Below are 25,029 nucleotides of genomic sequence, written 5' to 3' on the forward strand. Positions count from 1 at the left end.
GCCGCCCGGCCCGCCCCCGCACCTGCCCCTACTGCCAGCGGAACGTCCGGACCGCGGCGGCCGAGACACCGATCACGTAAGCGAGCAGCACCACCAGGTGCAGCGCGGACGGCCAGCCCCCGTCGGAGGTGTCCCGCAGCGCCTGCGCGCCGGCGCCCAGCGGGGTGAAGTCGCCGATCCGGTTGAGCAGGTCCGGCATCGCCTCGCGCGGCACCCACAGCCCGGCGAAGAACAGCATCGGGAAGAAGAGCAGGGTGCCCACCCCCTGCGCACCCCGGCTGGTGCGGAACAGGCCCGAGATCAACATCCCGATCGAGAACAGCGCCAACGTGCTCAGCACCAGTGCCAGCAGGAAGCCGGCCGGGTTCTGCGGGATCCGGACGTCGAAGACCAGCCGGCCGAGGGCGAGGATGACCACGACGGTGCAGGCCGTCAGCAGCAGGTGCACCACGATCTGGGCGGACAGCATCGCCGACGCCTTCACCGGGGTCGTCGACAGCCGGCGCAGCACCCCGCGTTCCCGGCGGGTGACCAGTTCGCTCGGCAGCGCGTTCACCGCCATCATCGCGATCGCCATCAGCATGATGATCGGCACATAGAGGTCGATCACCCGCAGGCCGCCGAGGTCCTCGTTGACCTCCCGGAACGCTGGGACGCAGCCCAGGATCACCAGGATCAGCGGGGCCATCGCGAGCCCGAAGCCGACCGAGGCCGGCTCGCGCAGGAAGAGCCGCAGTTCGGTGCGTACCAGTCGGGTGTTCATGCCGTCTCCTCCTGCCGGGCGGATCCGCCGATGAGGGCCAGGTACGCGTCGTCGAGGCTGGGCTGGCTCAGCTGGACGGTGGTCGGCACCACGCCGCGCCGGGTCAGCTCGACGAGCACGACCGACACCAGGTCACCGGTGCCGGTGACCAGCACCTCGCCGTCCTGCCGGCGGACCGAGGTCACCCCGGGCAGGTCGGCGAGCAGCCGCTCGTCGAAGTCGCGGTCCGGGCGGAAGCCGAGGCGCTGGCCGGACTCCACACCGCCGGTCAGCCCGTGCGGGGTGTCCAGCGCGACGACCTCGCCGTCGCGGATCACCGCCACCCGGTCGCACAGGTGGGCGGCCTCGGCCATGAAGTGGGTGACCAGCAGCACGGTGACGCCCCGGTCGCGGACCTGCTCGACCAGCCGCCAGGTGTCCTGGCGGGCCTGCGGGTCCAGCCCGGTGGTCAGCTCGTCGAGTACGGCGATGCGGGGGTTGCCGACCAGGGCCAGGGCGATCGACAGCCGCTGCTTCTGCCCGCCGGACAGCTTGGCGTACGGGGTCCGCCGCTTGTCGGCCAGCCCCAGCTCGTCGATGAGCCGGGCCGGGTCGGCCGGCGACGCGTAGAACGACGCGAACAGTTCCAGCGCCTCGCCGACCCGCAGCCGGTCGGGCAGGGCGCTCTCCTGCAGTTGCGCGCCGACGAGCTCGCTGACCCGTTGGTGGTCCCGGACCGGGTCGAGGCCGAGCACCGAGACGGAGCCGCCGTCGGGGCGCCGCAGGCCGGTCACGCACTCGACCGTGGTGGTCTTGCCGGCGCCGTTCGGGCCGACGATTCCGAAGATCTCGCCCTCCTCGACGGCGAACGACACGTCGCGCACGGCGACCCGGTCGCCGTACTGTTTGTGGAGGTTGCGTACCTCGATCGCTGTCATGCGTCGATGGTATGGACCGGGCGGGTCGGGAGGGTATACGGAAAGCTGCCGACCCGGGTGGGGCCAGCTACACCCCTCGCCCGGGTCCTGGCCGCCGGGGAGGGGGCGGCGGCCGTCGGGTTCAGGCCGGCCCGGGGCGTGGCACGCACACCGTCACCGCGCCCGGCCGGACCTTCGTCTTGAGCCGGCGGGTGGTGCCCCGCTCGCCACCGTCCAGTTCGTACGTCACCGGCTCGGCGAACCGTACGTCGATCTTCTTCGCCCGGGTGATGCGGACGAACGGGGACCGGTCGGAGCGGCTGGCCGCCATCCGGCCGAGGGTACGGGCCCACTGCACGGCGCCGTCGGCGGTGGCGACGCCGACCTCGAGCCAGCCGTCGTCGGGCCGCGCGTCGTCGAACGCCTCGATGCCGCCGGTGATGGTGCCGACGTTGCCGATCAGGACACAGCTCGCCTTCCCGTCGAACCAACCGGTGCCGTCGACCCGGATCCGTACCCCGACCGCGCCGTCGCGCATGTGGCGCAGGCCGGTCCAGACGTACGCCAGCCGGCCCACCCGGTCCTTCAGGTCGCGGTCGGCCTCGCCGATCATCGCGGCGTCGAAGCCGGCGCCGGCCATGACGGCGAAGTGCTCGCCGTTGACCCGCCCGAGGTCGAGGTCGCGGCGGTCGCCACGGAAGCCGATCCGGACCGCCTCGGCCAGGTCGCGCGGGATGTCCAGATTGGACGCCAGTAGGTTGGCGGTGCCGGCGGGCACGATCGCGGCGGTGGTGCCGGTGCCGGCGAGCGCGTCGAGGCAGCGCTGCACGGTGCCGTCGCCGCCCCACACGAACACCAGGTCGGCGCCGGCCTCGGCCGCCTTGCGGGCCTTCTTCGGGGCCTTGCGGCTCTTGGGTACCTCGTACCAGAGGAGTTCGTCGACGTCCTCGTCGGCGATCAGCTTGCGTAGCTCGTCGAGACCGCCGTCGAGGGTCTTCTTCGCGTGCGCGACGACGGCGACGCGGCGTGGCTTTCCGGTTGCGCCCATGGCCGGTTCCTTACCCGCGCGGGCGGGTCCGCCAACCTGACCGCGGGGTCAGGCGGTGCGGTAGCGGGGGACGCGTCGCGGCTGGCCGGACAGGGATGCCGGGTGCCAGCGCCGCAGGCCGGCCACCCGGACCCGGGCCGGCGTCGTCACGCTCGCCCACACGATCTTGCCGTCCGGTCCGGTCACCACGCCGCAGCCGTCGGCGTCGAGGCTGACCAGCCCCAGTCCCCGGCCGCGGATCGACAGGCCGGCCGCCGGGTCCCGGGGGGCCGGTTCAGACCCGGGGAAGGCCGGGTGGGCCGGCGAGCGGTCGGCGACGGCGATTCGCAGCTTGCGGCCGGCGTGGCTGAGCGTCAGGTCGATCGGCGTGCCGGCGTGCTCGACCGCGTTGGCGACGAGTTCGGAGACGATCATCTGGCCGGGGTCGACGACCTGGTCGAGGCCCCATTCGGCGCACTTGGCCCGCAGCAGCCGGCGGGCGGCGGCCGGTGCGTCCGGCTGTGGCTCCAGCCGCAGGTGGGCCCGCCGGGTGCCGGCCGGTACGTGGTGCGGCCGCAGTTCGCGCAGCGCCGCGCCGAGACCGCCGTAGATCCGGAACGGGGCGTGCCGGGCCCGGCGCAGCAGGCCGCCCACCCGGCGGGTGGGGGTGCACAGCGCCAGCCGGGTGCCGCACCGGCTCGCCGTACGCGCCATCGCGGCGGTCAGCACCGTCGCGGTCGTACGCCGGCCGGTGGCCACCCGGGCACAGTCGACCAGCACGGCCGGTGGCCGGTGGGCGACGCACCAGGCCAGCGCCCGCCGGGTGGCGGCCACCGCGGGCACGGTCAGCGGTCCACAAAGGGTGATCACGAGAGCGCCCGATTCGATGTGCGCCGAGACGGCTGCGAACGTCACCGCGATCCCTCCCTCACCTGCGTTGGATGCGCCTATACCCGGGACGGGCCGGCTCTACGCGTCACGGGCCGGTGTCGACGGTCATCACACGGGGGTAGGGCGCGAATCAATATAGATAGACAGATTGAAATTCTTCACCGTGTCGATATGGTTTTCCCTGGGCGTCCCAGTGCTTCACCTCCAACGATGCGCGCCCGCGCATCCGGTCGGCCGCCGGATGCGCGCCGGCACGCGGTCAGCCGCCGGATCCACCCCCGGTCCGGCGTCCTCCCACAGACAAGGACAAGCATGATGAAGGCACCCGTCCTGCTCGCCCGTCTCCTGCTGGCGGCCGGCGTCGTCGCCGCCGGCCTCGCCGCACCCGCCGTGGCCAGCGCGGCGCCCGCCACTCCCACGTACGCCGCCACCGAGGCGGCCAGCGGCCCGCAGGGCGACGTCGGCACCCTCGTCGTGAACGGCCGCCCGGCCTCGGAGAACTACTCGTTCATGGTCTACGTCTCGGGCTGCACCGGCTCGCTGATCAAGGCGAACTGGGCGGTCACCGCCAAGCACTGTCCGAGCCCGAGCACGGTACGGGTCGGCAGCGTCAACCGCAGCAGCGGCGGCGTCGTCGTGTCGGTGATCCGGGTGGTCAACCACCCGACGATCGACGTCAAGCTCTTCCAACTCGGCAGCTCCGTCAGCTACGCCCCGGCGCCGATCCCGACCAGCTCCGGCGCGGTCGGCACGGCGACCCGGATCATCGGCTGGGGCCAGACCTGCCCGCAGCCCGGCTGCGGCGGCGCCCCGCTGGTCGCCCACGAGCTGGACACCTCGATCCGCGCCGACAGCGCCTGCATCGGCATCAACGGCCCGTACGAGATCTGCACCAACAACACCAACGGCAACGCGGGCGCCTGCTACGGCGACTCCGGCGGCCCGCAGGTCCGCATGATCAACAACCGTTGGCACCTGATCGGCGCCACCAGCCGCGCCGGCAACAACAACTCGGTGTGCGCGACCGGCCCGTCCATCTACGGTGACCTGTCGTCGATCCGCCCCTGGATCAACACCCAGGTCGGCGGTCTGCCCGCCTGATCCGCACCCGTACCACCCGACGCGATCCTGTCCCTGTCACCGCCCGTTCGACCTGATCCGGGCGGCGACAGGGGCAAGGTCGTTTTTTGCCGTGGGTGGGCGGGGCGGCGGTTTGTCACCCATGGCCATAGGGCAGGGTTGGAGTGTGTCGCTTATCCCGGTGGGTGAACCGGCCGTGCCCAGCCTGCACCGCGCCGCCCGGTTCGAAGACGCGGTCCGCAACATCATGGAGCGCCGGCTGCGCCAGCGCGGCTGGGACGTCGTGCTCCTGCCGTACACCGGTTACGGCGCGCCCGGCTGGATACGGGTGCTGGGCCGGGTGCTGCTCAGCCGCACCGGCGGCAAGCCCCGGCGGCGACCCAAGAAGGTCCGCGGCTGGCGCAGCTTCCTGACCGTGTCGGTCAACTCCGCCCCCGTCGTCATCGAGGCCGGCGACCAGCGGCACGAGGTCCTCGCCGACCGGGGCGGGTTCGTCGACGTCGTCGTGCGGGCCGACCTCGAGCCGGGCTGGCACACCGTACGGCTGAGCAGCCCCGGCGGCGAGCCGGTCGACGCCCCCGTACGCGTCGTCGACCCCGCCGTACGGTTCGGGATCGTCTCCGACATCGACGACACCGTCATGGTGACCGCGCTGCCCCGGCCGCTGCTCGCCGGCTGGAACACGTTCGTGCTCGACGAACACGCCCGCGCCTCGGTGCCCGGCATGGCGGTGCTCTACGAGCGCCTGGTGAACGCCCACCCGGGCGCGCCCGTGCTCTACCTGTCGACCGGGGCGTGGAACGTGGCGCCCACGCTGACCAGGTTCCTCGGCCGGCACCTCTACCCGGCCGGTCCGCTGCTGCTCACCGACTGGGGTCCGACGGTCGACCGGTGGTTCCGCAGCGGCCGGGAACACAAGCGGGCCACCCTGGTGCGGCTGGCCGAGGAGTTCCCCGACATCAAATGGCTGCTGATCGGCGACGACGGCCAGCACGACCAGGAGATCTACGCCGAGTTCGCGGCCGCCTACCCGGACAACGTCGCCGCGGTCGCCATCCGCCGGCTGTCACCGGCCCAGGTCGTGCTGGCCGGCGCGCTGCCGGCACACATCGCCGGCATGCTGCCGCCCCAGCTCGGCGGCGTCGACTCGCCGGGCCGGTTCGCCAAGAAGTGGGTGTCGGCCCCCGACGGTGCCGGGCTGGTCACCCTGCTCCGCTCTGCCGGCCTGCTCTGACCTTCTCCCGCGATCTTGCACTTGTCGCCCGACGAACCCGACAAAAGGGGGAGACAACTCCAAGATCGCGGGAGGGTAGGACGGTCAGGGCCAGGCGCCTTCGGCGGGGGCGGGGGGTGTGGGGGTGGCCGCCGCCGCGTGTCGCTCCAGCAACCGCTGCCGGACCTGCTCCGGGGTGTATGCCCGGCGGCGCCGCTCGGCCCGCGCGATGACCACCCCGGACGCCGCCACGCCGACGAAACCGGCCAGCCCAAGTATCTTCCACCAACGCATCTGCCTATGGTAGGGCTCGTGTCCGCCACGCCGATCAACCTCGATGACGCGGTCAACCTGACCCGCACCGGAGACCTCTGGGTCTTCCGGGGCACCAGCGGCGCCGACCGCGCCATCCAGTTCACCACCAACAGCCCGGTCAACCACGTCGGCATGGCCGTCGTCCTCGACGACCTGCCGCCGCTGATGTGGCACGCCGAACTCGGCCGGTCACTGCCCGACATGTGGTCGGGCACCCACCACCGCGGGGTGCAGTTGCACGACCTGCGCGACGCCGTCTCGGTCTGGGCCGGCCGCTACGGCCAGCGCGCCTGGCTGCGCCAACTCGACCCGGCCGTCACCGGCGAGATGGACGACGCGGTGCTGCGCACGATCGCCCGTCTCGACGGCGTCCCGTTCCCCTCCACCGCGCAACTGGCCTGGCGGTGGGCCCGGGGCCGGGTGCCGGCGTTCCGCCGGGGCGTACGCGACAACGACCTGGAGAGCGCCTACTGCGCCGAGGTCGTCGCGGTGACGTACGAGGCGATGGGGCTGCTCGCGCCCGGCCGTCGCCCCAACTGGTACGACCCCGGCCGCTTCTGGAGCGGCGACGACCTCAGGCTCACCGGCGGCTACTCGCTCGGGGCCGAGATCGCGGTGGACGTACCGGGCCGGTAGCCGGTCCACACGCGACGGCCCGCCACCGGCGCGACCGGTGGCGGGCCGTTCAGCGGTTCGCGGTTACGAGACCTCCGGCTCGGGAGTCAGGGTCTCGGTCCCGCCCGGGCCGGGCGTCACCGAGGTGCGGCCGGGCGACGGCGTGGTGGGCGTGCCGCCCGGGGCCGGCGTGGTCGTGGTGGCGCCGGGGGCCGGGGTCACCGTGCCGCCGGGGCTCGGCGTGATGCTCGGCACCGCGATGCCCAGGCCCTGCGCCAGCGACACCAGCAGGTCGATGTGTGCCTGGATCACCGGCTGGGCGGTCTGGGCCAGCTGCACGACCTGCGGATCGCTGCCCTGGGCGATCTCGGTGTCGACGGCCTGCATCGTCTGCATGTGGCCGTTGAGTTCGGCGGTCACCCAGGCGGAGTCGAACTCGTTGCCGGTCAGCCCCTGGAGCTGGGTCATCGTCGCCTGCTGCTCGGCGGTCGGTTGGTTGGGCAGGCTGACGTTCAGGTTGGACGCGACCTGCTGGACCTGCTTGTCGAGTTCGGTGTGGTCCGCCGAGAAACGCGCCCCGGCGTCCTTCACCTGCTGGTTCCCGGCGTTCTGCTGGGCCAGGTTGCCCATCGCGACCTCGGCCAGGTTGACCTGGTGGATCGTCTGCAGGAACTGGGTGTCCTGTTGCGACGGCTGCGCCGCGATCGGCGGGGCCGCCGGTGCCTCCACCGCCGCTGCCGCCCCGGCCGGCGCCAGGGCGAGTGCCGCGGCGGCGCAGAGCACGCCCAAACGCTTGATGACAAACATTGCTTTCCCCCCTTATTTCCTGAAATGCTCGGGTACCCGGTTCCTCATCGAGCATTCGACTGATTACCTGGCATTCCGGAAATGTTGAGCCGATCTGCTCACCCCCGTCTCACCCCACCCGGACGACCGGACGAGCCGTACCGGCCCGCACCTCGCCGAGCACCGCCTCCAGGCGTACCCCGGTCCAGGCCGCCCGGTCCCGCAGCGTCGACAGCCGGGCGGTGTTCTGCGGCAACCGCACCGGCCGCTCGTCCCACAGCCGGTCCACCTCCGCCAGCAACGGGCCGGCCGACTCACGGACCACGCCGAGCAGCGCCGGGGCGCCCATCTGCCGGGCGAAGTCGAACACCTTCCCGGCGTACGGCAGCGGCAGCGCCGGCACCCCGGCCAGCGCGGCGAAGATGAGGAAGTGCAGCCGCATCCCCACCACCAGTTCCAGGTGCTCCATCAGCCCCAGGATCTGCCGGGGCCGGTAGTCGCCGTGCAGGATGCGGCCGTGCTCGGCGGCCGTCATGTGCGACAGCACCGCGTGCGCGTGCCGCAGGTCCCGGTTCTCCATCGGCACGAACAGCAGGTGCGCGTCGAAGCGGTGCACCAGGAAATCGCCGACGTGCGCGAGCAACCGGTGGTATTCGGCCGGGTCCAGGCTCTCCGCCGCCCGCCCCGGCTCCCGTACGCTCATCCCCATCAGCCGCCGCTGCTCCGGCAGCCGGTCGCCGTGCAAAATCCCGAGGTCGAACTGCTCCGGTTCGAGCATCAGGGCCGGGTCGGCGGTGACCGTGACCGGCCGGGTGAGCCCGGCATCCTCGAGGGCCCGTTTGGACTCCTCGTCGCGGACCGTCACCTCGATCGCGGCACTCAGCGTCTCGACGACCATCGCGCAGTCGAGCGGCTCGGTGAGCGGGCCGGCCCCGACGGCGTAGGTGAACACCGGGACGCCCTGCTCCTGGGCGGCCCGCACCATGCGCAGGTAGCGCCGGGCCTCGGTGTCGTAGAGCACCCCGCCCCCGCCGAGCACCAGCAGGTCGAGGCCGCGCAGCAGGGCGAGCCGGCCGTCGTGGTTGCTGTCCTGCCAGCGGACCGCCTCCACGCCGGGATGCGCCCGCCGGGTCTGGTCGGGGTCGCGGGTGAAGACCAGGATCCGGGCCCGGTCCGCCCGGACCTTCAGGTCGTCGAGCAGGCTGGTGAGGATGGCCTCGTCGCCGAGGTTGCGGCCGCCGTACGAGCCGAGAACCCCGACGGTCATACCGTGTGCGTCCATTCGCCGCTCCCAGGTCGGGTTCGCGGCGCTTACCCCGTCCGGTGCCGAGTAGACACCGGACGGGGAGCCGGCGCTCAGTTCACGTCGAGCAGGTCCACGACGAAGATGAGCGTCTCACCCGGGCGGATGGCGCCGCCGGCGCCGCGGTCGCCGTAGCCCAGGTGCGGCGGGATGACCAGCCGGCGGCGGCCACCGACCCGCATCCCGACGACGCCCCGGTCCCAGCCGGCGATGACCCGGCCACCGCCGAGCGGGAACGTGAACGGCGCGCCCCGGTTCCACGAGGCGTCGAACTCCTGGCCGGTCGAGTGGGCCACCCCGACGTAGTGGACCGTCGCCGACTGGCCGGCCTTGGCCTCTTCGCCCTCGCCGACCGAGATGTCCTCGATCACGAGGTCTGCGGGCGGCTGGCCCTGGATCGGGTCGACCTGTGGCTTGCTCATCGTGTCGCTCTCCTGAACGGTCGGTGGCATGAACCGTCCGAGCCTAGCCGCCGGGCCGGGCGCCGGCGCGGCATCCGGCCACGACCGGGCGAACCACCCCGCCACGGTCGGAAAACGCGTGGGCGGGGCGGCGCCCGTCCGGCATGATCACCCCATGACGACGGCCGACCACGGCACCCTGCGGATTCCGCCCCACCCGCAGATCACCGGCGACGGGCTGCACCTGCGCGAGTGGACCGACGACGACCTGCCGGCGTTGTCCGAACTCTTCGACGAACCGCAGGTCGACCGGTGGACCCCGCTCCGCTCGCCGTTCGACCTGACGGCCGCGCGGAAATACCTGGACAAGGCGTTCCGGGCCCGCGCCGAGGACCGGGGGCTGCATCTCGCGATCACCACCGACGGCCGTACCCCGCTGGGAGAGGTCCTGCTCTTCCAGACCGGCGGCGGGCCCGACGAGGCCGAGGTCGGCTACGCGGTCGGCGCCGCCCACCGGCGCCGGGGCCTGGCCCGCCGGGCGGTCACCCTGCTGACCGGGTACGCCCACCGGTCGCTCGGGATGCGCCGGGTCGTGCTGCGCATCGACCCGGCCAACGTGGCCAGCGTGGCGGTGGCCCACTCGGCCGGCTTCGCACCGACCGACGAGCCGCCGGTGACCCGCGAGGCCGAGGGCCGTACGGTCAGCCTGCGCACCTGGTGCCACCCGGGGTAGCCGGGCGTCACGGTGGCCCGCGCCGGTCGTTGCGGTCAGTGATGACAGGGGACCGGTGGTACGGCCGTCCGGCGGCGTCCCGCACGACGCCGGCCGGTCCGATGCTCGGCGCGGCGGCGGTCGCCGGCGCCGGGCTCGCCGCGCTGGCCGTGGCCGTCGCGACCCGCCGGCCGGCACTGGTCACCGCCGACACCGCACTGGCCCGCCGGGCACACCGGTTCGCCGTCCGCCACCCCGGCGTCGCCACCGCCGCCGGCCGGCTGACCCACCTCGGTGACGGGCGGGTCGTCGTCGGCGTGCTCACCGCGACCGCCGCCGTCGTCGCCCGGCGCCGCCGGTGGCGGGCGCTCACCTTCGTGGCCGCCGCGCCGGCCGCCGGAACCCTGCTGTGCCGGCTGGTCCGGGCCCGGGTGGCCCGGACCCGGCCGGACCGGGCACTGCGGATCGCCGACGGATACGCCTTCCCGTCCAACCACGCCACGAACGCCACCCTCGCCGCGGCGGTGGTGGCCGGGGTCGCCTGGTCCGAGGTGCCGGCGCCGGGCCGTCCCGGGGTGCTGGCCGGCGCGGTCGCCGCCCCGGCGGTGGTGGGCGCGACCCGGGTGCTGCTCGGTGTCCACTGGCCCAGTGACGTGCTCGCCGGCTGGCTGGTCGCGCTGACCGCCGTACCGGCCGTCGCCGCGCTGGCCCGCGCCCGCCGTACGGGACGGGCCTGACCCGTCCGCCGTGGACCGACCCGGGGCGCCGGGTGGTTCCGCGTCGGTAGCATCGGCGGCCCGCCACCGGCGGGGTTCCACGGCACACGCACCACGAGGGACGGCACAACAGATGACGCGGACCAGGGGACACGCCCTGCTGGTGGGCAACAGCGACGGGATCGGCCTGGTGCTGACCCGGCGGCTGCTGGAATCGGGGTGGACGGTGACCGGGGTCTCCCGGCGCGACAGCCCGGTCACGCACGACGGCTACCGCCACGTCGTCGCCGACGTCACCGCCCCCGACTACCCGGCGCTGCTGGCCGCGGCGGTCGAGCCGGTCGACCGGATCGACGCCTGCGTCTACGCCGCCGGGATCGGCGACCCGCTCGACCTCGCCGACCTGGCCACCCAGACCCGGGCGTTCGAGGTCAACCTGCTCGGTGCCGCCCGCACCGTGGAGGTGGTGGTGCCCAGGATGGTCGCCGCCGGGCGGGGCCACTTCGTCGGGCTGTCCAGCCTGGCCGACGTGCTGGTCTCCGGGGACGCGCCGGCCTATCCGGCGTCGAAGGCGGGGCTGACGGCGTACCTGAAGGGTCTGGCGCTGGCGCTGCGGCCCAGAGGGGTGCGGGTGTCGGTGGTCCGGTTCGGGTTCGTCGACACCAAGATGGGCAAGGCGCCGAACCGGCCGCTGCTGATGTCCGCGGCGGAGGCCGCCGAGGTGGTGCTGCGGACGCTGGACCGGGGCCGGGTCACGGTGTCCCGGCCGCGCCGGATGGCGGCCGTCGTCGGTGGACTACGCGCCGTCACCGCCGCCCGGATCCGCGCGCTGCGGTGAGCCCGGGCCGCCGGTCCCGGGTGGACGGCCGGGCGACACCCCACATCTCTCTGCGCATATGATGCTTGCCCTGTGGCAAACATTGATCGGGAGAGCCATTAAATGCCGGAATCACGCGGATCCGTGGCGGCCCTTCTCCGGGCCGCCGCGCCGGATGAACTGGTCGAGGTGGCCGACGGATTCATCCGGACCCGGTTGGGTGGAGCCCGGACCGACGTGCTGGTCGCCGACTACCGCATCTCCGGACTCTGGCCGGTGCTGGGCGAGTCGCACCCCGCCCACGGCCCGCTGGCCGAGACCAGCGCGGCCGTACGCTGCTTCGGCAGCCAGCGGTCCGTCGTGGAGCAACTGGCCGCCGGCGGCGTACGGCTCCACCTTCCGGTCACCGCCTGGGGCGAGCGGATCGGGGTGCTGGTCACCGACTTCGCCGCCACCCCCGACGGCGAACTCGTCGACGAGGTCGGCCTGGTCGCCGACGAACTCGCCGTCGCGCTGCGGGCCGCCGACCGCGACACCGACCGCTACCGCCGGGCCCGCCGCCGGGAACGGCTCACCATGGCCGCCGAGATGCAGTGGGACCTGCTGCCCGGCCGCGGCCAGACACATCCGGCCTACCGGCTGGCGGGCCAGCTCGAACCCGCGTACACCGTCGGCGGCGACCACTTCGACTGGGCGCTGACCGACGACCGGCTCACCGTCACCGTCCTCAACGGATACGGCGCCGGCCTGGCCGCGTCGCTGCTGACCGCGGTGACCGTCAACGCCATGCGCAACGCCCGGCGGTCCGGCGGCAGCCTGGTCGAGCAGGCCGAACTCGCCTCCGACACCGTCTTCGCCGAACACCGCGGGACCCGGCACGTCGCCACCCTGCTCGTCGAGGTCGACCTGCCGACCGGCCGGGTCCGGGTCGTCGACGCCGGCTCGCCCCGCGCCCTGCTGATGCGCGGCCAGCAGGTCGAACTGCTCCGGCTCGACCAGCAGCTCCCGCTGGGGATGTTCGCCGACACCCGCTACGAGGCGCAGGAGTTCAAGCTCGAACCGGACGACCGGCTGGTGGTCGTCAGCGACGGCGTCTACACCGCCGCTCCCGGCGGCCGGGCCCCGTACGGCGAGAGTGCCCTTGCCAGAGCCATCCGTCGAACTCGGCTGCAGCCGGCGACCGAAGCGGTTGGTACGGTGATGCGCGAGTTGCGCGCCTACCACGAACATGCTGATCTCGAAGACGACGCCGTCATCGTCTGTCTGGATTGGGATGGTATGAAACTCGATACCGCGGGTAGCGGCGTACGCAGGATCGAACCGGATCGGACGGGCTAGACCAAGGCAAGAGGACAACGGCATGGAGCGATCTGCGAATCTCGCCGCCGCGGTCGAGGCGGCCGCAGAGTCGCTGATCGCTGTGCTCGACGCCGCACGGTCCAGCCACGACTCGACGGTGTCGCCGACCCAGCTCCGCGTGCTGTCCATCATCAGCAGTCGGCCCGGCACCAACGTCAACCGGCTCGCCGAACTGCTCGACGTCGTGCCGTCGTCGGCGAGCCGGCTCTGCGACCGGCTGGAGGCGACCGGCATGCTGCGCCGCGCCCCCGACCCCCGGGACCGCCGCGAGGTCCAGCTCTCGGTGACCGCGTCCGCCCGGGTGCTGCTCCAGGAACTGAAGGAACGCCGCTACCAGGCGGTCCAGGCGGTGCTGGACCGGATGCCCAGCCGGGCCCAGCGCGAACTGCTGCTCTCCCTGGTGGCCTTCAGCAGCGCGGCCGGGACGGTGCACGGCGCGGTGGACACCCCGACCGAGGTGAAGAGCGCCTGACCCGTCGGTCAGCCGTCGGCGTCCAGCCGGCGGTGCAGCAGCACCTCCAGCGGGATCGACTCGCCGTCCCGGCCACCCTCGCCGATCACCAGCCGTGGTGGGTACGGCGGTAGCGCCGTACCCACCAACCGGGCCCGCAGGCTGGCCGGGACGGTCAGCAGGTAGAGGTTGCCGTCCTCGCCGACCGCCAGGTCGGCCCGCAGGTACCAGCCCCGCAGCCCGGTCCGGTAGCGGCCGCGACCGCCGTACGAGCGGGCGGTCAGCGCGGCCGTGGCCAGGCCACGGTCACGTGCCCGGGCGACGAACCCGGCGATCAGGGCCGCCGCCCGCTCCTCCTCGGCCGCCCGGGCCCGGGCCAGCGCCGCCCCGTGCGCCTCGACGGCGAGCCTGCGCCGCTCCTGCCACCCGCGTTCGTCGTCCATCCGACGACCGTACGCTCACAGCATCTCCAGCGTGGTCTGGCCGTTCGGCGGCGGGAACGCCCGGTCCAGGATCGTCAGGTCGTCGCCGGTGAGCCGCAGGTCGAACGCCCCCCACAGGTCACGGATGTGGCCCGGCGTGCTCGCCTTCGGGATCGCACACACCCCTTCCTGGCGCAGCGTCCAGGCCAGCGCCACCTGCGCCGGCTTCGCGTCGTGCCGGATCGCCACCTCGCGCAGGGCCGGGTCGCCCAGCACCCGGCCGCGTCCCAGCGGCGAGTACGCCATCACCGGCAGCCCCGCCTCCCGGCACCTGGGCAGCAGTTCCCACTCGATGCCCCGGTTGCCGAGGTTGTAGAGCACCTGGTTCGCCTCCACCGCCGTGCCGCCGGGCAGGCTGGTCAGCTCCACCAGGTCGGGCAGGTCGAAGTTGCTGACCCCCCAGTGCCGGATCCGGCCCTCGGTGACCAGCGTGGTCATCGCGGTGATCGTCTCCTCCAGCGGTACCGTGCCCCGCCAGTGCAGCAGGAACAGGTCGATCCGGTCGGTACCCAGCCGGCGCAGGCTGCGCTCGCAGGCGTTGACCGCGCCGGTGGCGCTCGCGTTCGTCGGCGACACCTTGTCGACGATGAAGACCTCGTCCCGCCGGCCCCTGATGACCTCGCCGACCAGCTGTTCGGCGGCGCCGTCGGCGTAGAGCTCGGCGGTGTCGATCATGTGCATGCCCAGGTCCAGCCCGAGCCGCAGGGCGGCGACCTCCTCGTCGCGGCGGCGTACGTCCTCCGCCATTCCCCACGTGCCGAGGCCGAGAACGGGAACGGCGTCACCCGAGGGCAGATTGATCGCGCGCTGTGCGGTCTGAGTCATGGCTGCTCCTCCACGATTGCCGGACGCGGCGAGTTCCCGGGCCGCCGTACGGGCAAACCGGAATCGTCGCCGCCGCGCCGGGTATCCGTGGGGCTCGACGGGCCGGCCACCCGTTCGGCCCGACGGGCCGGGCAGTCCGGCGCGAACGCGGACCGGGAGGTACGCAATGCGGTACGACAAGTTTCTGGCCGACGTCCGGGAACGCGGCGAGTACGTCGACCGGGACGAGGCCGAACGGATCACCACGACGGTGCTCGGGGTGCTGGCGCAGCGGCTCTCGCCGGGCGAGGCCCACGACCTCGGGGCCCAGTTGCCCGGGGCGGCGGCGACACCGTTCGAGGCCCGGTCCGGTGCCGCCGAGCAGTTCAGCGTCCGGGAGTTCCTGGAGCGGGTCGCGGAGGAGACCGGCGCGACCGACATGACCGCCGAGTGGGACGCGAGCGCGGTGCTGTCGACCGTCGCCGACTCGGTCACCGGCGGCGAACTCAACGACGTGCTCGGCCAGCTCCCGTCCGGTTACGCGGTCCTGTTCGGCCGCCCCGGCCTGAGCGGCTGACCCGCCCTAGATCCGCGTGATCAGGGAGTACGTCGGGCGTGTCGTCGGCGTGCCGCCGTCACCAGCCCCTGATCACCGGGATCATGACGGGCCGACGGCCGGGCCGGCACGGCCGAGGCCGCTGCGGCCGAGGGCCGGCCGGTCGGGCGGGCTCAGTCGAAGAAGCGGGCGAGGAACGCCGGGCCGGGTGTGTCGTCGCCGGGCCGGGCCGGCGACAGGTCGGCGAAGACCGTGGCGCCGTCGCACGCCGCGTGCAGCGGCCGCCACGGGTACGCCGCGTCCCGCCGCTCGCAGATGCTTTTGATCGTCTGCGGGTCGAAGTACCGTACGTGGGTCGGGTCCGCCACCGCGTTGACATGCCGCCACCAGGGCGCGAGCACGTGCAGCACGCCGTCCGGCCGCAGCACCCGGTGGCACTCGTCGAGCAGCGGCAGGTAGTCGGTCAGGTGCTCCAGGACGTGCACGGTGAAGATCCGGTCGACCGAGTTGGTGCGTACCGGGATCCCGGCCGCCAGGTCCGCGACCACCGCGACCCCACGCCCCGGCCGCCAGTCGATGCCGAGGCTGCCCGGCTGTTGCAGGGTGTCCCCACACCCCAGGTCGAGGACCACCGGCTCGCGCCCGGCGACCGCGACCCGGTCCCAGACGGCGTACACGCCCTCGAACCGGCCGAGCAGGTCACGCAGGATCGCGAGATGGGCACGGCTGTCCGCCGCGCCCGTCACGTGCGCCACCCCCCGGTCGAACGTCACGTTGACCCGCAGGTCACGCAGCCGGGGGTCGTTGGTCAGCAGATCGTCGGCGAAATGGTCCAGGCACCGGTCACGCAACCGCAGCCGGCTCTGCGCCGGCGCCTCGACAACCGTCACCGCGGCCGGTCAGCGGGCCGCGCCGGTACTCGGCGTCCCGGTCCGGTCGTGCGGTGCCCGCGCCCTCGGGTCGTCCGCCGTCCGGGCCTCGGCCGCCTCGTCGGCCCAGTCCGGGGACAGTTGCCGCTCGTCGCGCTCACCGGCCGGTTCCCGGTCGTCCGTCCGCTTCTTCTTGCCCTCGCCCATGTCACGCCCTCCGCTGTCGGATCGTCCGTCCGGACGGCGCGGTATACCCGCGGCACGCACGGTAAACCGGGCGGCCGGGTTTGTCCGCCGACGGGCGGGGAATCCGGCGGCACCGACGACCGATCGGAGACCCAGGCATGAGCCGACCACGAATCGTGATCATCGGAGCCGGGTTCGCCGGCTACCACGCCGCCCGCCGGCTGTCCCGCCTGGCCCGGGGTGCCGCCGAGATCGTGCTGGTCAACCCGCACGACTACTTCCTCTACCTCCCACTGCTGCCGGAGGTCGCCGCCGGGGTGCTCGAGCCGCGCCGGGTCACCGTGTCGCTGGTGGACACCCTGCCCGGGGTACGCCTGATCCTCGGCGAGGCCGAGCGGATCGACCTCGGCCGGCGGTGCGTCACGTACGGGGGACCGGGCGGCGGGCCCCGCGAGCTGACGTACGACCGGCTGGTGCTGGCCGCCGGCAGCGTCAACAAGCTGCTGCCGATCCCCGGCCTGACCGAGCACGCGCACGGCTTCCGGGGCATCCCCGAGGCGCTCTTCCTGCGCGACCACCTGACCCGGCAGGTCGAACTCGCGGCCGAGACGTCCGACGCGGCCGAACGCGACGCCCGCCGCACCTTCGTCGTCGTCGGCGCCGGCTACACCGGCACCGAGGTCGCCGGCAACGGCATCCTCTACACCGACGCGCTCGCCCGCCGGCTGCCCGGCCTGGCCGGCAACCCGCCGCGCTGGCTGCTGCTCGACGTCGCCGGGCGGGTCCTGCCCGAACTCGACGAGCGGATGTCCCGCACCGCCGACCGGGTGCTGCGGCGCCGCGGCGTCGACGTCCGCATGGGTACGTCGGTCGCCGAGGCCACCCACGACGGCGTACGCCTCACCGACGGCGGATTCGTCGCGACCCGCTCACTGATCTGGTGCGTCGGCGTACGCCCCGACCCGCTGGTCGCCGACCTCGGCGTGCCGACCGCCAAGGGCCGGCTCGTCGTCGACGAGTACCTCAACGTCCCCGGCCACCCCGAGGTGTACGCCTGCGGCGACGCGGCCGCCGTACCGGACCTGACCCGGCCGGGCGAGATCACCACGATGACCGCCCAGCACGCCGTACGGCAGGGCCGGCTGGCCGCCGACAACATCGCCGCCTCGTACGGGCGGGGGGCGCGGCGCCCGTACAAGCACCACGACCTCGGCTTCGTGGTCGACCTCGGCGGTACGCAGGCGGCCGGCAACCCGCTCGGGGTGCCGCTGTCCGGGCCGGTCGCCAAGGTGGTGACCCGGGGCTACCACCTGGTGTCGATGCCGGGGAACCGGATCAGGGTCCTCGCCGACTGGCTGGTCGGCTCGGTCCTGCCCCGGCAGGGCGTGCAACTCGGCCTGGTACCGCCCCAGGCGGTCCCGCTGGACAGTTCCTCCCCGGAACTGATGCACGCCGCCCGCTGAGCCCGCGCGCCCGGCACGCGTCGGACGCGCGGCCGCGTGCGCGACGGGCACGCGTCGGCGCGCGGCCGTACGTGCCGGGTCTGCGCGTTGATCAAGGAGAAGTCGGGCGACAAAGCCTCCCGGAACGGGCACGCTTTCTCCTTGATCAACGCGCGGTGGCACGCCAGCCCGCGGCGCGCGACGGCAAGCCGGCCCGCGCCGCGGGCGCTGATCAGCGCCCGGACCCGCCCAGGCCCTTGTCGAGGCCGGCGCGGCGCAGGGCGTCGGCGAGCGCACCGCCGCCGGTGAAGCCGCCCGACGTACCCCGGCCGCCGGAACCGCCGCGACCACCCTGCCGCCCGTCGCGCTGCCCGCCGCCGCGCTGGCCGTCCCCGCGCTGCCCGCCGCGCTGGCCGTCACCGCGCGGGCCGTCCCCGCGCTGGCCGCCCTCGCGACGGCCGCCGCCGGACCGCTGGTCGCCCCGGCCGGCGGTCACGTCGTCGTCGAGGCGCAGCGTCAGCCCGATCCGCTTGCGCGCGATGTCCACGTCGACGACCTTGACCCGTACGATGTCGCCGGGCTTGACCACGTCGCGCGGGTCCTTGACGAAGGTGTTCGACATCGCCGACACGTGCACCAGCCCGTCCTGGTGCACCCCGACGTCGACGAACGCGCCGAACGCCGCCACGTTCGTGACGACCCCCTCCAGCAGCATCCCCGGCGTCAGGTCGGAGATCTTCTCCACGCCGTCGGCGAACGTCGCCGTCTTGAACGCCGGCCGCGGGTCACGGCCCGGCTTCTCCAGTTCCCGCAGGATGTCGGTGACGGTCGGCAGACCGAACGTGTCGTCGACGAACCCTTCCGGGCGCAGTCCGCGCAGCAGCGAGTTGTTACCGATCAGCGCGCCCAGGTCGGTGCCGGTGCTGGCCAGGATGCGCCGGACCACCGGGTAGGCCTCGGGGTGCACGCTGGAGGAGTCGAGCGGGTCGTCGCCGCCGGGGATGCGCAGGAAGCCGGCGCACTGCTCGAACGCCTTCGGCCCGAGCCGGGGTACGTCCCGCAGCGCCTTGCGGCTGCGGAACGGCCCGTTCGTGTCGCGGTGCATGACGATGTTCTCGGCCAGTCCGGGCGCGATCCCGGAGACCCGGCTCAGCAGCGGCGCGGACGCGGTGTTGACGTCGACGCCGACGCCGTTGACACAGTCTTCGACCACCGCGTCGAGCGACCGGGACAGCTTGGTCTCGGCCAGGTCGTGCTGGTACTGCCCGACCCCGATCGACTTCGGGTCGATCTTCACCAGTTCGGCGAGCGGGTCCTGCAGGCGCCGGGCGATCGACACCGCGCCGCGCAGCGACACGTCGAGGCCGGGCAGTTCCTGGGAGGCGTACGCCGACGCGGAGTAGACCGACGCGCCGGCCTCCGACACGACGACCTTGGTCAGCCGGAGCTGCGGATGCCGCTTGATCAGGTCACCGGCGAGCTTGTCGGTCTCCCGGGACGCGGTCCCGTTGCCGATCGCGACGAGTTCCACCTGGTGGGCGGCGGCCAGCTTGGCGAGCGTCTCGACCGACTGGTCCCACCGCCGCGCCGGCTCGTGCGGATAGATCGTGTCGGTCGCGACGACCTTGCCGGTGCCGTCGATCACCGCCACCTTCACCCCGGTACGGAATCCCGGGTCGAGCCCCATCGTCGGCCGGGTCCCGGCCGGCGCGGCGAGCAGCAGGTCGCGCAGATTGGCGGCGAAGACCCGGACCGCCTCGTCCTCGGCCGCCTGCCACAGCCGGGTCCGCAGGTCGACCCCGAGGTGTACGAGAATCCGGGTGCGCCACGCCCAGCGGACCGTGTCGGCGAGCCACCGGTCGCCGGGACGGCCCTGGTCGGCGATGCCGAACCGGTGGGCGATCCGCCGCTCGTAGTCACTCGGCGTCACCGGGGCGGTCGGGTCGGCGGGCTGCTCGTCCGGCTCCAGCGACAGGTCGAGCACGCCCTCCTTCTCGCCCCGGAACAGGGCCAGGACCCGGTGCGACGGCAGCTTCGTGAACGGCTCGGCGAACTCGAAGTAGTCGGAGAACTTGGCGCCCTCGTCCTGCTTGCCGTCGCGTACGGCAGAGGTGACCCGGCCCCGCGACCACATCTGCTCGCGCAGCCCGCCGATCAGGTCGGCGTCCTCGGCGAAGCGCTCGACCAGGATCGCCCGGGCCCCGTCCAGCGCGGCGACGGCGTCGGCGACGCCCCGGTCGGCGTCGACGTACTTCTCGGCGGCGACCTTCGGGTCGACGGTGGGGTCGGCGAGCAGCCCGTCGGCCAGCGGCTCCAGCCCGGCCTCGCGGGCGATCTGCGCCTTCGTCCGCCGCTTCGGCTTGTACGGCAGGTAGATGTCCTCCAGCCGGGCCTTCGAGTCGGCGGCCATGATCGACGCTTCGAGGGCGTCGTCGAGCTTGCCCTGGGCGCGGATCGACTCGAGGATCGCGCTGCGACGCTCCTCCATCTCCCGCAGGTAGCGCAACCGCTCCTCGAGGGTCCGCAACTGGGCGTCGTCGAGCATCTCGGTCGCTTCCTTGCGGTAGCGGGCGATGAACGGCACCGTGGCGCCGCCGTCGAGCAGGTCGACCGCCGCCTGCACCTGCCGCTCGCGTACGCCGAGCTCCTGCGCGATCCGCTGGTAAACCGCCGTAGTCACGATCCTGATCCGTCCCTTTCCGGTGGACTTCGCCGCTGCATTCTGCCCGGGCCCGACCCCGCTTGTCGCGCGCCCACCCCGGCGCGTCGGCCCCCGTGGCCCACCCCACGCTGTGCGGCACCTCCCGCGCCTCCGCCGCCGGTGAGCGCCCGGTGAGCGCCCGGTGAGCGCCCGGTGAGCGCCGGGTGAGCGTCGGGTGAGCGCCGATCAAGGGGAAGTTGTGGTGTTGCCCGCCCGCTTTCCGAAGAGGATCCCCTTGATCGGCGAGGGCGGGGCGGGGCGGGCGAGGGCGGGCGAGGGCGGGGCGGGAGTGGGCGGGATGCGAGACGGGGTGGGTGGGGTGGGTCAGCGGGGGAGGACGTTCAGGGCGGCGATGGCCGAACCGCGGGCGCCGGCCATGTCGAGGTCGGGAACCAGGGCGAAGTGCGACGCCGCGGCCTGCTCGGTACGCAGCAGGGTGTGCTCCCGGATCCGGCCGAGGAACCATTCCCGGAACCCCGGATCCGTCTCGACCACACCGCCGCCGACGAAGAACACGCTCGGGTCGGTGAAGTTGGCCGCGATCGTGAACAGCCGTCCGAGCGCCATCGCCTGCTGGTCGAAGACCCGGCGGGCCAGTTCGTCGCCCTGTTCGCCGTACGTGCGGACGAGCTTGGCCGCGGCGCGCGGCGACTCGGCGGCGGCCAGCGGGTGGTCCGGGTAGCGACCCAACCAGTACGGCAGGAGGTTGCGCTCGATCGCGGTCAGCGAGGCGACGCTCTCCACGTCGCCGGCGAAGCCGCACCGGCAGGTCGGGATCGGCTGCCCCTCGGCGAGCAGCCCGTGCAGCGGGATGTGTACGTGCCCGAGTTCGCCGGCCATCCCGGCCGCGCCCCGGACCACCCGGCCGGACTCGACCACCCCGCCGCCCAGTCCGGTGCCGACGATGGCCGAGATCGACGAGTGCTGTCCGGCGTCGGCGCCGAAGTGCACGTGGTGGGCGTAGAGGGCGGCCGCGTTGCCGTCGTTGTTGTAGACCACCGGTAGGCCGAGCCGGTCGGCCAGCGCCGTACGAATGTCGTAACCCCGCCACGGTGGCTGCGAGAAGTTGGTGGAGCCCTTCGAGCTGATCACCCCGTCGGCGCTGGCCGGACCGGGGGTGTCGAGGCCCACCGCGAGGACCCGCTCCCGGGCGACCCCGGTCAGGGTGAGCGCGGCGTCCATCGCCGTCACCATCGCCTCGACCGCGGCGGCGGGCCCTTCCAGCACCCGGCTCGGTGTCTCGACCAGCCGGTCGACCAGGAACCGGCCCGACACGTCGAGGACGGTCGCGTTCGTGCTGTTGCCACCGTTGTCCAGTCCGACGACGACCGGTCGGTCGACGGTCCCCATAGAGTTGCCGCCCTTTCGCGTTGACTGGAAAGGAATCGTACTCAGGGGACGGGTGACCGGCCCGACGTCGACCGCCGCGTTGATCGAGGACTCGTGGCTGCCCAAAGTGGACATAACCCCCCCACGATTCCTCCTTGATCGGCGGGCGGGTGGCGGGCGGGTGGCGGCCGGGCCGGCGCGACGGCGGCGGGCGGGCGGCGGGCGGGCCTGCGGGTGGGCGGGAGAGGCGGGGTGCGGGGTCCCGTGGGTGGACGGTTTGGTTTAAGGTGCGGCCGAAAGGGCGGTGATGGCGTGCATGGCACCGAAAGCGACCAGACGACAGCCGGACGGGATCTGTCCGACCTGACGGAACGCTGGGTGTCCGCGGTGCGGGCCAGCGGCTACCTGGCCCCCGACGGTGACCAGTTGCGCGTCTTCCTGCACGAACTCGTCCGGCGGATGGCCGGCGCGCTGCGCGCCCCGGCCGAGCACGAGCGGGTCGGGCACGATGTCGGCGTCGCCCTCGTCCGCGCCCGGCTCACCGCCCCCGAGGTGCTGCGCGACTCGATCACCACGCTGGCCCGGCTCCCGGCCGAGGCCGGACTGGCCGGACGAGCGGTGGAGGTCCGGCTCGGCGAACTGCTCGGCGGCCTGTCGGCCGGCTTCTGCGCGGCGGAGCGGGAACGCACCCTGATGGGGCAGGAGCGGATCCGGGCGGCGGCGCTGGCGGCCGTCGACACCGCCGAGCACGCCCGGCGCGACAGCGAGGCCCGGCTCCGGGCGGTGTTCAGCGCGGCCGGCACGGCCATCGCCATCGCCGACCTGCGCGGCCGGCTCGTCGAGGCCAACCCCGCCGTCTCCCTGATGCTCGGCATCCCGGCCGCCGAGCTGGTCGGCCGGCGGGTGCTCGACTTCTTCCACCCCGACGACGTGCCGTCGATCCGGCAGGAGATCGTCGAACGGCTGCTCGGTTCCGGCGGGCGCCTGGTCCGGATGGAGAAGCGGTTCGTCGACGCGGCCGGCACGACGGGTTGGATGACGCTGTCGGTCTCCCTGGTCCACGGCGACGACGGCCGGCCGGCCTACCTGGTGGCGATGGCCGAAGACGTGACCGACCGGCACCGCCTGCAGACCGAGCTGCACCACCAGGCCCACCATGATCCGCTGACCGGCCTGCCCAACCGCACCCTGCTCTACCGGTGGCTGAAGGACACCATCGCCGCCGCCACCCCGGACCGTCGGGTCGGCGTCTGTTTCCTCGACCTCGACGACTTCAAGATCATCAACGACACGCTCGGGCACGGGATCGGCGACCAACTGCTGGTCGCCGTGGCCGGCCGGCTGCACGACCGGGTCACCGGCGCCGGCCACGTCATCGCACGCGTCGGCGGCGACGAGTTCGTCGTCCTGCTGCGCGACACCGACGGCCCCGGCCAGGTCACCGCGCTCGCCGAGCAGCTCCTCGAGGTGCTCGACACGCCGGTCGAGGTCGAGGGCCATCGGCTGACCGTGTCGGCCAGCATCGGGGTGCTCGAACGGCCCGCCTACGGCGAGGACTTCCAGGAGGTGCTGCGGGCCGCCGACGCCACCCTCTACCTGGCCAAGGCCGACGGGCGGGGCCGGTGGGCGCTGTTCGACCCGGACCGCAACGCCGCCCAGATGCGCCGCTACGACCTCGCCGGCCGGCTGCCCGAGGCACTGCGCCGCGGCGAGTTCCAGCTCGAATACCAGCCGATCGTCTCGCTGACCGACCACCGGCTGCGCGGTGCCGAGGCACTGCTGCGCTGGCACCACCCCGAGCTGGGCCGGCTGTCGCCCAACACCTTCATCCCGGTTGCCGAGCAGTCCGGGGTGATCGTCGCGCTCGGCCGCTGGGTGCTGCGCCAGGCGTGCGCCGACGCCGCCCGCTGGCAGGACGGCGGCCCACCCCGGTTCGTCAGCGTCAACGTCTCCATGCGCCAGTTCACCGAACCCGACCTCGCCGACGAGGTGGCCCGGGCACTGCGCGACAGCGGGCTGCCCCCGCAGGCACTGCAACTGGAGATCACCGAGAGCGCGGTGATGCAGTCGTACGACCGGCCCGTCGCCACCCTCCAGGCCATCGCCGACATGGGCGTACGGATCGTCATCGACGACTTCGGCACCGGCTACTCGAACCTGGCCCACCTGCGCCACCTGCCCGTGCACGGGCTGAAGCTGGCCGGCGCGTTCATGGCCGGCATGCGGCTGCCGACCCCCGACCGGGTCGACGAGCAGATCGTGGAGACCGTCGTACGCCTCGCCCACATGCTCGGCATGAGCGTTACCGCCGAGGGCGTCGAGACCGCCGAGCAGGCCGAGCGGCTCGCCACCCTCGGCAGCGACCTGGCCCAGGGCTGGCACTTCGGCCCGGCCGGCCGGCCGGAACAGATCGGTGAATACCCGCACCACCTCACCCACCCCGCCACCTGACGCCGGCAGCCGTCCACAACCGGTCCGTCACATCCGTCGGTGCTGTCCCGTCCTCCATGACGGCAACCGCACCCAGCACAGGCGGGAGAGACACGGATGAGGATCGCAGTCGCCGGAGGAACCGGCGCCGTCGGACGGCACGTCGTCGACGTCCTGCGGGAACGAGGGCACGAAGCGGTCGTGCTCGCCCGCTCCACCGGCGTCGACCTCGTCGCCGGCACCGGCCTGGCGGCCACGCTCGGCGGCGTACGGGCGGTCGTCGACGTGACCTCGGTGTCGACCCGCTCCGCCGAGGTGGCGGAAAGGTTCTTCCGGGCCGTGACCACGAACCTGCTCACCGCCGGGGTACGGCACCTCCTCGTGCTGTCGATCGTCGGCATCGACCGGGCCCCGTTCGGCTACTACGCCGGAAAGGTCGCCCAGGAGCGGTTGGTGGCGAACGGCGGACAGCCCTGGACGATCCTGCGCGCGACGCAGTTCCACGAGTTCGCGACCCAGATCTACCGGCAGCTCAGATTCGGCCCGCTCACGCTCATCCCGACGATGAGGTCACAGCCGGTCGCCGCCCGGGAGGTCGCGCAACGACTCGTCGACCTCGCCGAGGGTGAACCGGTCGGCCGGGCCACCGACCTCGGCGGGCCACGCGAGGAGATGATGGCCGACCTGGTCCGGGCCTACGCACGCTCCGTCGGCGCGCGCGGCCCGGTGATCCAGTTCCCGCTGCCCGGCGCGTTCGGCCGGGCGATGCGCGACGGCGCGCTCGTCGCCGGCCCGGCCGCCGAGCACGGCACCCAGACCTTCGCCGAGTGGCTGGCCCGGCGGCCGGCCCCGTAGAGTCCCCGCCCCCGGGCCCCGCCGCGATGA

The 25,029-nt window shown here is 73.4% G+C and carries 26 protein-coding genes; 12 read left to right on the forward strand and 14 right to left on the reverse strand.

Annotation, left to right across the window (positions count from 1 at the left end; genetic code table 11):
- Positions 1-28: 28 nt before the first annotated feature.
- From AB0M79_RS17115 to AB0M79_RS17130, 4 genes are all read right to left on the reverse strand, one after another.
- Positions 29-763 (reverse strand): ABC transporter permease, encoded by a 735-nt coding sequence (locus AB0M79_RS17115; protein WP_364214043.1) that lies wholly within the window; start codon positions 761-763, stop codon positions 29-31.
- On the reverse strand, positions 760-1,680 hold the full coding sequence (locus tag AB0M79_RS17120) for an ABC transporter ATP-binding protein (protein ID WP_364214045.1): 921 nt from the start codon (positions 1,678-1,680) through the stop codon (positions 760-762). Before AB0M79_RS17120 ends, AB0M79_RS17115 begins: the two co-directional genes overlap by 4 nt.
- Positions 1,681-1,801: 121 nt before the next feature.
- Positions 1,802-2,707: a diacylglycerol kinase family protein gene (locus AB0M79_RS17125; protein ID WP_364214048.1), complete on the reverse strand. Its 906-nt coding sequence runs from the start codon at positions 2,705-2,707 to the stop codon at positions 1,802-1,804.
- Positions 2,708-2,755: 48 nt separating this feature from the next.
- Positions 2,756-3,601 carry an ATP-binding protein gene (locus tag AB0M79_RS17130; protein WP_364214050.1) on the reverse strand — a complete coding sequence of 282 codons (846 nt, stop codon included), beginning with the start codon at positions 3,599-3,601 and terminating at the stop codon, positions 2,756-2,758.
- Positions 3,602-3,889: 288 nt separating this feature from the next.
- On the opposite strand from AB0M79_RS17130, the gene AB0M79_RS17135 reads away from it, so the two are divergent.
- Complete coding sequence (locus AB0M79_RS17135; protein ID WP_364214053.1) at positions 3,890-4,678, forward strand: trypsin-like serine protease; 789 nt, start codon at positions 3,890-3,892, stop codon at positions 4,676-4,678.
- Positions 4,679-4,799: 121 nt separating this feature from the next.
- The gene (locus AB0M79_RS17140) at positions 4,800-5,891 is read left to right on the forward strand and encodes a phosphatase domain-containing protein (RefSeq protein WP_364214056.1); all 1,092 of its coding nucleotides are present in this window, start codon (positions 4,800-4,802) and stop codon (positions 5,889-5,891) included.
- A gap of 84 nt (positions 5,892-5,975) precedes the next feature.
- Here AB0M79_RS17140 and AB0M79_RS17145 read toward each other — a convergent pair whose 3' ends face one another.
- A complete protein-coding gene (locus AB0M79_RS17145; protein WP_364214059.1) occupies positions 5,976-6,164 on the reverse strand; it encodes a hypothetical protein in 189 nt (62 codons plus the stop codon).
- Between the two features lie 18 nt (positions 6,165-6,182).
- On the opposite strand from AB0M79_RS17145, the gene AB0M79_RS17150 reads away from it, so the two are divergent.
- Positions 6,183-6,821, forward strand: coding sequence for a hypothetical protein (locus AB0M79_RS17150; protein ID WP_364214062.1), 639 nt, complete (start codon positions 6,183-6,185; stop codon positions 6,819-6,821).
- A 63-nt stretch (positions 6,822-6,884) separates the two neighbouring features.
- Here the strand turns inward: AB0M79_RS17150 and AB0M79_RS17155 are convergent, their stop codons facing one another.
- The 3 genes from AB0M79_RS17155 to AB0M79_RS17165 form a co-directional block, all read right to left on the reverse strand.
- Positions 6,885-7,607 carry a DUF4142 domain-containing protein gene (locus AB0M79_RS17155; RefSeq protein ID WP_364214065.1) on the reverse strand — a complete coding sequence of 241 codons (723 nt, stop codon included), beginning with the start codon at positions 7,605-7,607 and terminating at the stop codon, positions 6,885-6,887.
- 109 nt (positions 7,608-7,716) lie between these two features.
- The gene (locus tag AB0M79_RS17160; RefSeq protein WP_364214068.1) at positions 7,717-8,868 is read right to left on the reverse strand and encodes a polysaccharide pyruvyl transferase family protein; all 1,152 of its coding nucleotides are present in this window, start codon (positions 8,866-8,868) and stop codon (positions 7,717-7,719) included.
- Between the two features lie 74 nt (positions 8,869-8,942).
- Positions 8,943-9,311: an FKBP-type peptidyl-prolyl cis-trans isomerase gene (locus AB0M79_RS17165; protein WP_364214071.1), complete on the reverse strand. Its 369-nt coding sequence runs from the start codon at positions 9,309-9,311 to the stop codon at positions 8,943-8,945.
- Positions 9,312-9,465: 154 nt separating this feature from the next.
- Between AB0M79_RS17165 and AB0M79_RS17170 the strand changes: the two genes are divergently transcribed.
- The 5 genes from AB0M79_RS17170 (at position 9,466) to AB0M79_RS17190 (ending at position 13,366) form a co-directional block, all read left to right on the forward strand.
- Entirely contained in the window at positions 9,466-10,023 is a 558-nt protein-coding gene (locus AB0M79_RS17170) for a GNAT family N-acetyltransferase (RefSeq protein ID WP_364214074.1), read from the forward strand.
- Positions 10,024-10,064: 41 nt separating this feature from the next.
- Positions 10,065-10,739: a phosphatase PAP2 family protein gene (locus AB0M79_RS17175; protein ID WP_364214077.1), complete on the forward strand. Its 675-nt coding sequence runs from the start codon at positions 10,065-10,067 to the stop codon at positions 10,737-10,739.
- 112 nt (positions 10,740-10,851) lie between these two features.
- The gene (locus AB0M79_RS17180) at positions 10,852-11,556 is read left to right on the forward strand and encodes an SDR family NAD(P)-dependent oxidoreductase (RefSeq protein ID WP_364214080.1); all 705 of its coding nucleotides are present in this window, start codon (positions 10,852-10,854) and stop codon (positions 11,554-11,556) included.
- 102 nt (positions 11,557-11,658) lie between these two features.
- Positions 11,659-12,873, forward strand: coding sequence for a PP2C family protein-serine/threonine phosphatase (locus AB0M79_RS17185; protein ID WP_364214083.1), 1,215 nt, complete (start codon positions 11,659-11,661; stop codon positions 12,871-12,873).
- 22 nt (positions 12,874-12,895) lie between these two features.
- Entirely contained in the window at positions 12,896-13,366 is a 471-nt protein-coding gene (locus AB0M79_RS17190; protein WP_364214086.1) for a MarR family transcriptional regulator, read from the forward strand.
- 8 nt (positions 13,367-13,374) lie between these two features.
- Here AB0M79_RS17190 and AB0M79_RS17195 read toward each other — a convergent pair whose 3' ends face one another.
- Together AB0M79_RS17195 and AB0M79_RS17200 are read right to left on the reverse strand one after the other, a co-directional pair.
- Complete coding sequence (locus AB0M79_RS17195; RefSeq protein ID WP_364214089.1) at positions 13,375-13,788, reverse strand: hypothetical protein; 414 nt, start codon at positions 13,786-13,788, stop codon at positions 13,375-13,377.
- Between the two features lie 15 nt (positions 13,789-13,803).
- The gene (locus AB0M79_RS17200) at positions 13,804-14,652 is read right to left on the reverse strand and encodes an aldo/keto reductase (protein ID WP_364214091.1); all 849 of its coding nucleotides are present in this window, start codon (positions 14,650-14,652) and stop codon (positions 13,804-13,806) included.
- A gap of 166 nt (positions 14,653-14,818) precedes the next feature.
- Here AB0M79_RS17200 and AB0M79_RS17205 point away from each other — a divergent pair, with 166 nt between their 5' ends.
- Positions 14,819-15,208: a DUF2267 domain-containing protein gene (locus AB0M79_RS17205; RefSeq protein WP_364214094.1), complete on the forward strand. Its 390-nt coding sequence runs from the start codon at positions 14,819-14,821 to the stop codon at positions 15,206-15,208.
- A 152-nt stretch (positions 15,209-15,360) separates the two neighbouring features.
- Here AB0M79_RS17205 and AB0M79_RS17210 read toward each other — a convergent pair whose 3' ends face one another.
- Entirely contained in the window at positions 15,361-16,044 is a 684-nt protein-coding gene (locus tag AB0M79_RS17210; protein ID WP_364214278.1) for a methyltransferase domain-containing protein, read from the reverse strand.
- A gap of 42 nt (positions 16,045-16,086) precedes the next feature.
- A complete protein-coding gene (locus AB0M79_RS17215) occupies positions 16,087-16,263 on the reverse strand; it encodes a hypothetical protein (protein ID WP_357538001.1) in 177 nt (58 codons plus the stop codon).
- Between the two features lie 137 nt (positions 16,264-16,400).
- Here AB0M79_RS17215 and AB0M79_RS17220 point away from each other — a divergent pair, with 137 nt between their 5' ends.
- Complete coding sequence (locus AB0M79_RS17220) at positions 16,401-17,705, forward strand: NAD(P)/FAD-dependent oxidoreductase (protein ID WP_364214098.1); 1,305 nt, start codon at positions 16,401-16,403, stop codon at positions 17,703-17,705.
- A 211-nt stretch (positions 17,706-17,916) separates the two neighbouring features.
- Here the strand turns inward: AB0M79_RS17220 and AB0M79_RS17225 are convergent, their stop codons facing one another.
- Together AB0M79_RS17225 and AB0M79_RS17230 are read right to left on the reverse strand one after the other, a co-directional pair.
- Positions 17,917-20,364 (reverse strand): Tex family protein, encoded by a 2,448-nt coding sequence (locus AB0M79_RS17225; protein WP_364214101.1) that lies wholly within the window; start codon positions 20,362-20,364, stop codon positions 17,917-17,919.
- Positions 20,365-20,709: 345 nt separating this feature from the next.
- Positions 20,710-21,735, reverse strand: a complete 1,026-nt coding sequence (locus AB0M79_RS17230; protein ID WP_364214104.1) for an ROK family protein — start codon at positions 21,733-21,735, stop codon at positions 20,710-20,712.
- A gap of 291 nt (positions 21,736-22,026) precedes the next feature.
- On the opposite strand from AB0M79_RS17230, the gene AB0M79_RS17235 reads away from it, so the two are divergent.
- Both AB0M79_RS17235 and AB0M79_RS17240 read left to right on the forward strand, forming a co-directional pair.
- Entirely contained in the window at positions 22,027-24,165 is a 2,139-nt protein-coding gene (locus tag AB0M79_RS17235; protein WP_364214107.1) for an EAL domain-containing protein, read from the forward strand.
- A 96-nt stretch (positions 24,166-24,261) separates the two neighbouring features.
- Positions 24,262-24,999, forward strand: a complete 738-nt coding sequence (locus AB0M79_RS17240; RefSeq protein ID WP_364214110.1) for an SDR family oxidoreductase — start codon at positions 24,262-24,264, stop codon at positions 24,997-24,999.
- Positions 25,000-25,029: the final 30 nt, after the last annotated feature.

The sequence above is a fragment of the Polymorphospora sp. NPDC051019 genome, from assembly GCF_040683055.1.
GTDB classification, from domain to species: Bacteria; Actinomycetota; Actinomycetes; order Mycobacteriales; family Micromonosporaceae; genus Polymorphospora; species Polymorphospora lycopeni.

What these genes read in the sequence shown, in the direction of transcription:
- AB0M79_RS17215 (WP_357538001.1), bottom strand. Translation starts at nt 16,263, where the DNA reads ATGGGCGAGGGCAAGAAGAAGCGGACGGACGACCGGGAACCGGCCGGT.
- AB0M79_RS17125 (WP_364214048.1), bottom strand. Translation starts at nt 2,707, where the DNA reads ATGGGCGCAACCGGAAAGCCACGCCGCGTCGCCGTCGTCGCGCACGCG.
- AB0M79_RS17170 (WP_364214074.1), top strand. Translation starts at nt 9,466, where the DNA reads ATGACGACGGCCGACCACGGCACCCTGCGGATTCCGCCCCACCCGCAG.
- AB0M79_RS17175 (WP_364214077.1), top strand. Translation starts at nt 10,065, where the DNA reads ATGACAGGGGACCGGTGGTACGGCCGTCCGGCGGCGTCCCGCACGACG.
- AB0M79_RS17120 (WP_364214045.1), bottom strand. Translation starts at nt 1,680, where the DNA reads ATGACAGCGATCGAGGTACGCAACCTCCACAAACAGTACGGCGACCGG.
- AB0M79_RS17240 (WP_364214110.1), top strand. Translation starts at nt 24,262, where the DNA reads ATGAGGATCGCAGTCGCCGGAGGAACCGGCGCCGTCGGACGGCACGTC.
- AB0M79_RS17145 (WP_364214059.1), bottom strand. Translation starts at nt 6,164, where the DNA reads ATGCGTTGGTGGAAGATACTTGGGCTGGCCGGTTTCGTCGGCGTGGCG.
- AB0M79_RS17160 (WP_364214068.1), bottom strand. Translation starts at nt 8,868, where the DNA reads ATGGACGCACACGGTATGACCGTCGGGGTTCTCGGCTCGTACGGCGGC.
- AB0M79_RS17190 (WP_364214086.1), top strand. Translation starts at nt 12,896, where the DNA reads ATGGAGCGATCTGCGAATCTCGCCGCCGCGGTCGAGGCGGCCGCAGAG.
- AB0M79_RS17180 (WP_364214080.1), top strand. Translation starts at nt 10,852, where the DNA reads ATGACGCGGACCAGGGGACACGCCCTGCTGGTGGGCAACAGCGACGGG.
- AB0M79_RS17155 (WP_364214065.1), bottom strand. Translation starts at nt 7,607, where the DNA reads ATGTTTGTCATCAAGCGTTTGGGCGTGCTCTGCGCCGCCGCGGCACTC.
- AB0M79_RS17200 (WP_364214091.1), bottom strand. Translation starts at nt 14,652, where the DNA reads ATGACTCAGACCGCACAGCGCGCGATCAATCTGCCCTCGGGTGACGCC.
- AB0M79_RS17220 (WP_364214098.1), top strand. Translation starts at nt 16,401, where the DNA reads ATGAGCCGACCACGAATCGTGATCATCGGAGCCGGGTTCGCCGGCTAC.
- AB0M79_RS17165 (WP_364214071.1), bottom strand. Translation starts at nt 9,311, where the DNA reads ATGAGCAAGCCACAGGTCGACCCGATCCAGGGCCAGCCGCCCGCAGAC.
- AB0M79_RS17140 (WP_364214056.1), top strand. Translation starts at nt 4,800, where the DNA reads ATGGCCATAGGGCAGGGTTGGAGTGTGTCGCTTATCCCGGTGGGTGAA.
- AB0M79_RS17135 (WP_364214053.1), top strand. Translation starts at nt 3,890, where the DNA reads ATGATGAAGGCACCCGTCCTGCTCGCCCGTCTCCTGCTGGCGGCCGGC.
- AB0M79_RS17185 (WP_364214083.1), top strand. Translation starts at nt 11,659, where the DNA reads ATGCCGGAATCACGCGGATCCGTGGCGGCCCTTCTCCGGGCCGCCGCG.
- AB0M79_RS17205 (WP_364214094.1), top strand. Translation starts at nt 14,819, where the DNA reads ATGCGGTACGACAAGTTTCTGGCCGACGTCCGGGAACGCGGCGAGTAC.
- AB0M79_RS17115 (WP_364214043.1), bottom strand. Translation starts at nt 763, where the DNA reads ATGAACACCCGACTGGTACGCACCGAACTGCGGCTCTTCCTGCGCGAG.
- AB0M79_RS17195 (WP_364214089.1), bottom strand. Translation starts at nt 13,788, where the DNA reads ATGGACGACGAACGCGGGTGGCAGGAGCGGCGCAGGCTCGCCGTCGAG.
- AB0M79_RS17230 (WP_364214104.1), bottom strand. Translation starts at nt 21,735, where the DNA reads ATGGGGACCGTCGACCGACCGGTCGTCGTCGGACTGGACAACGGTGGC.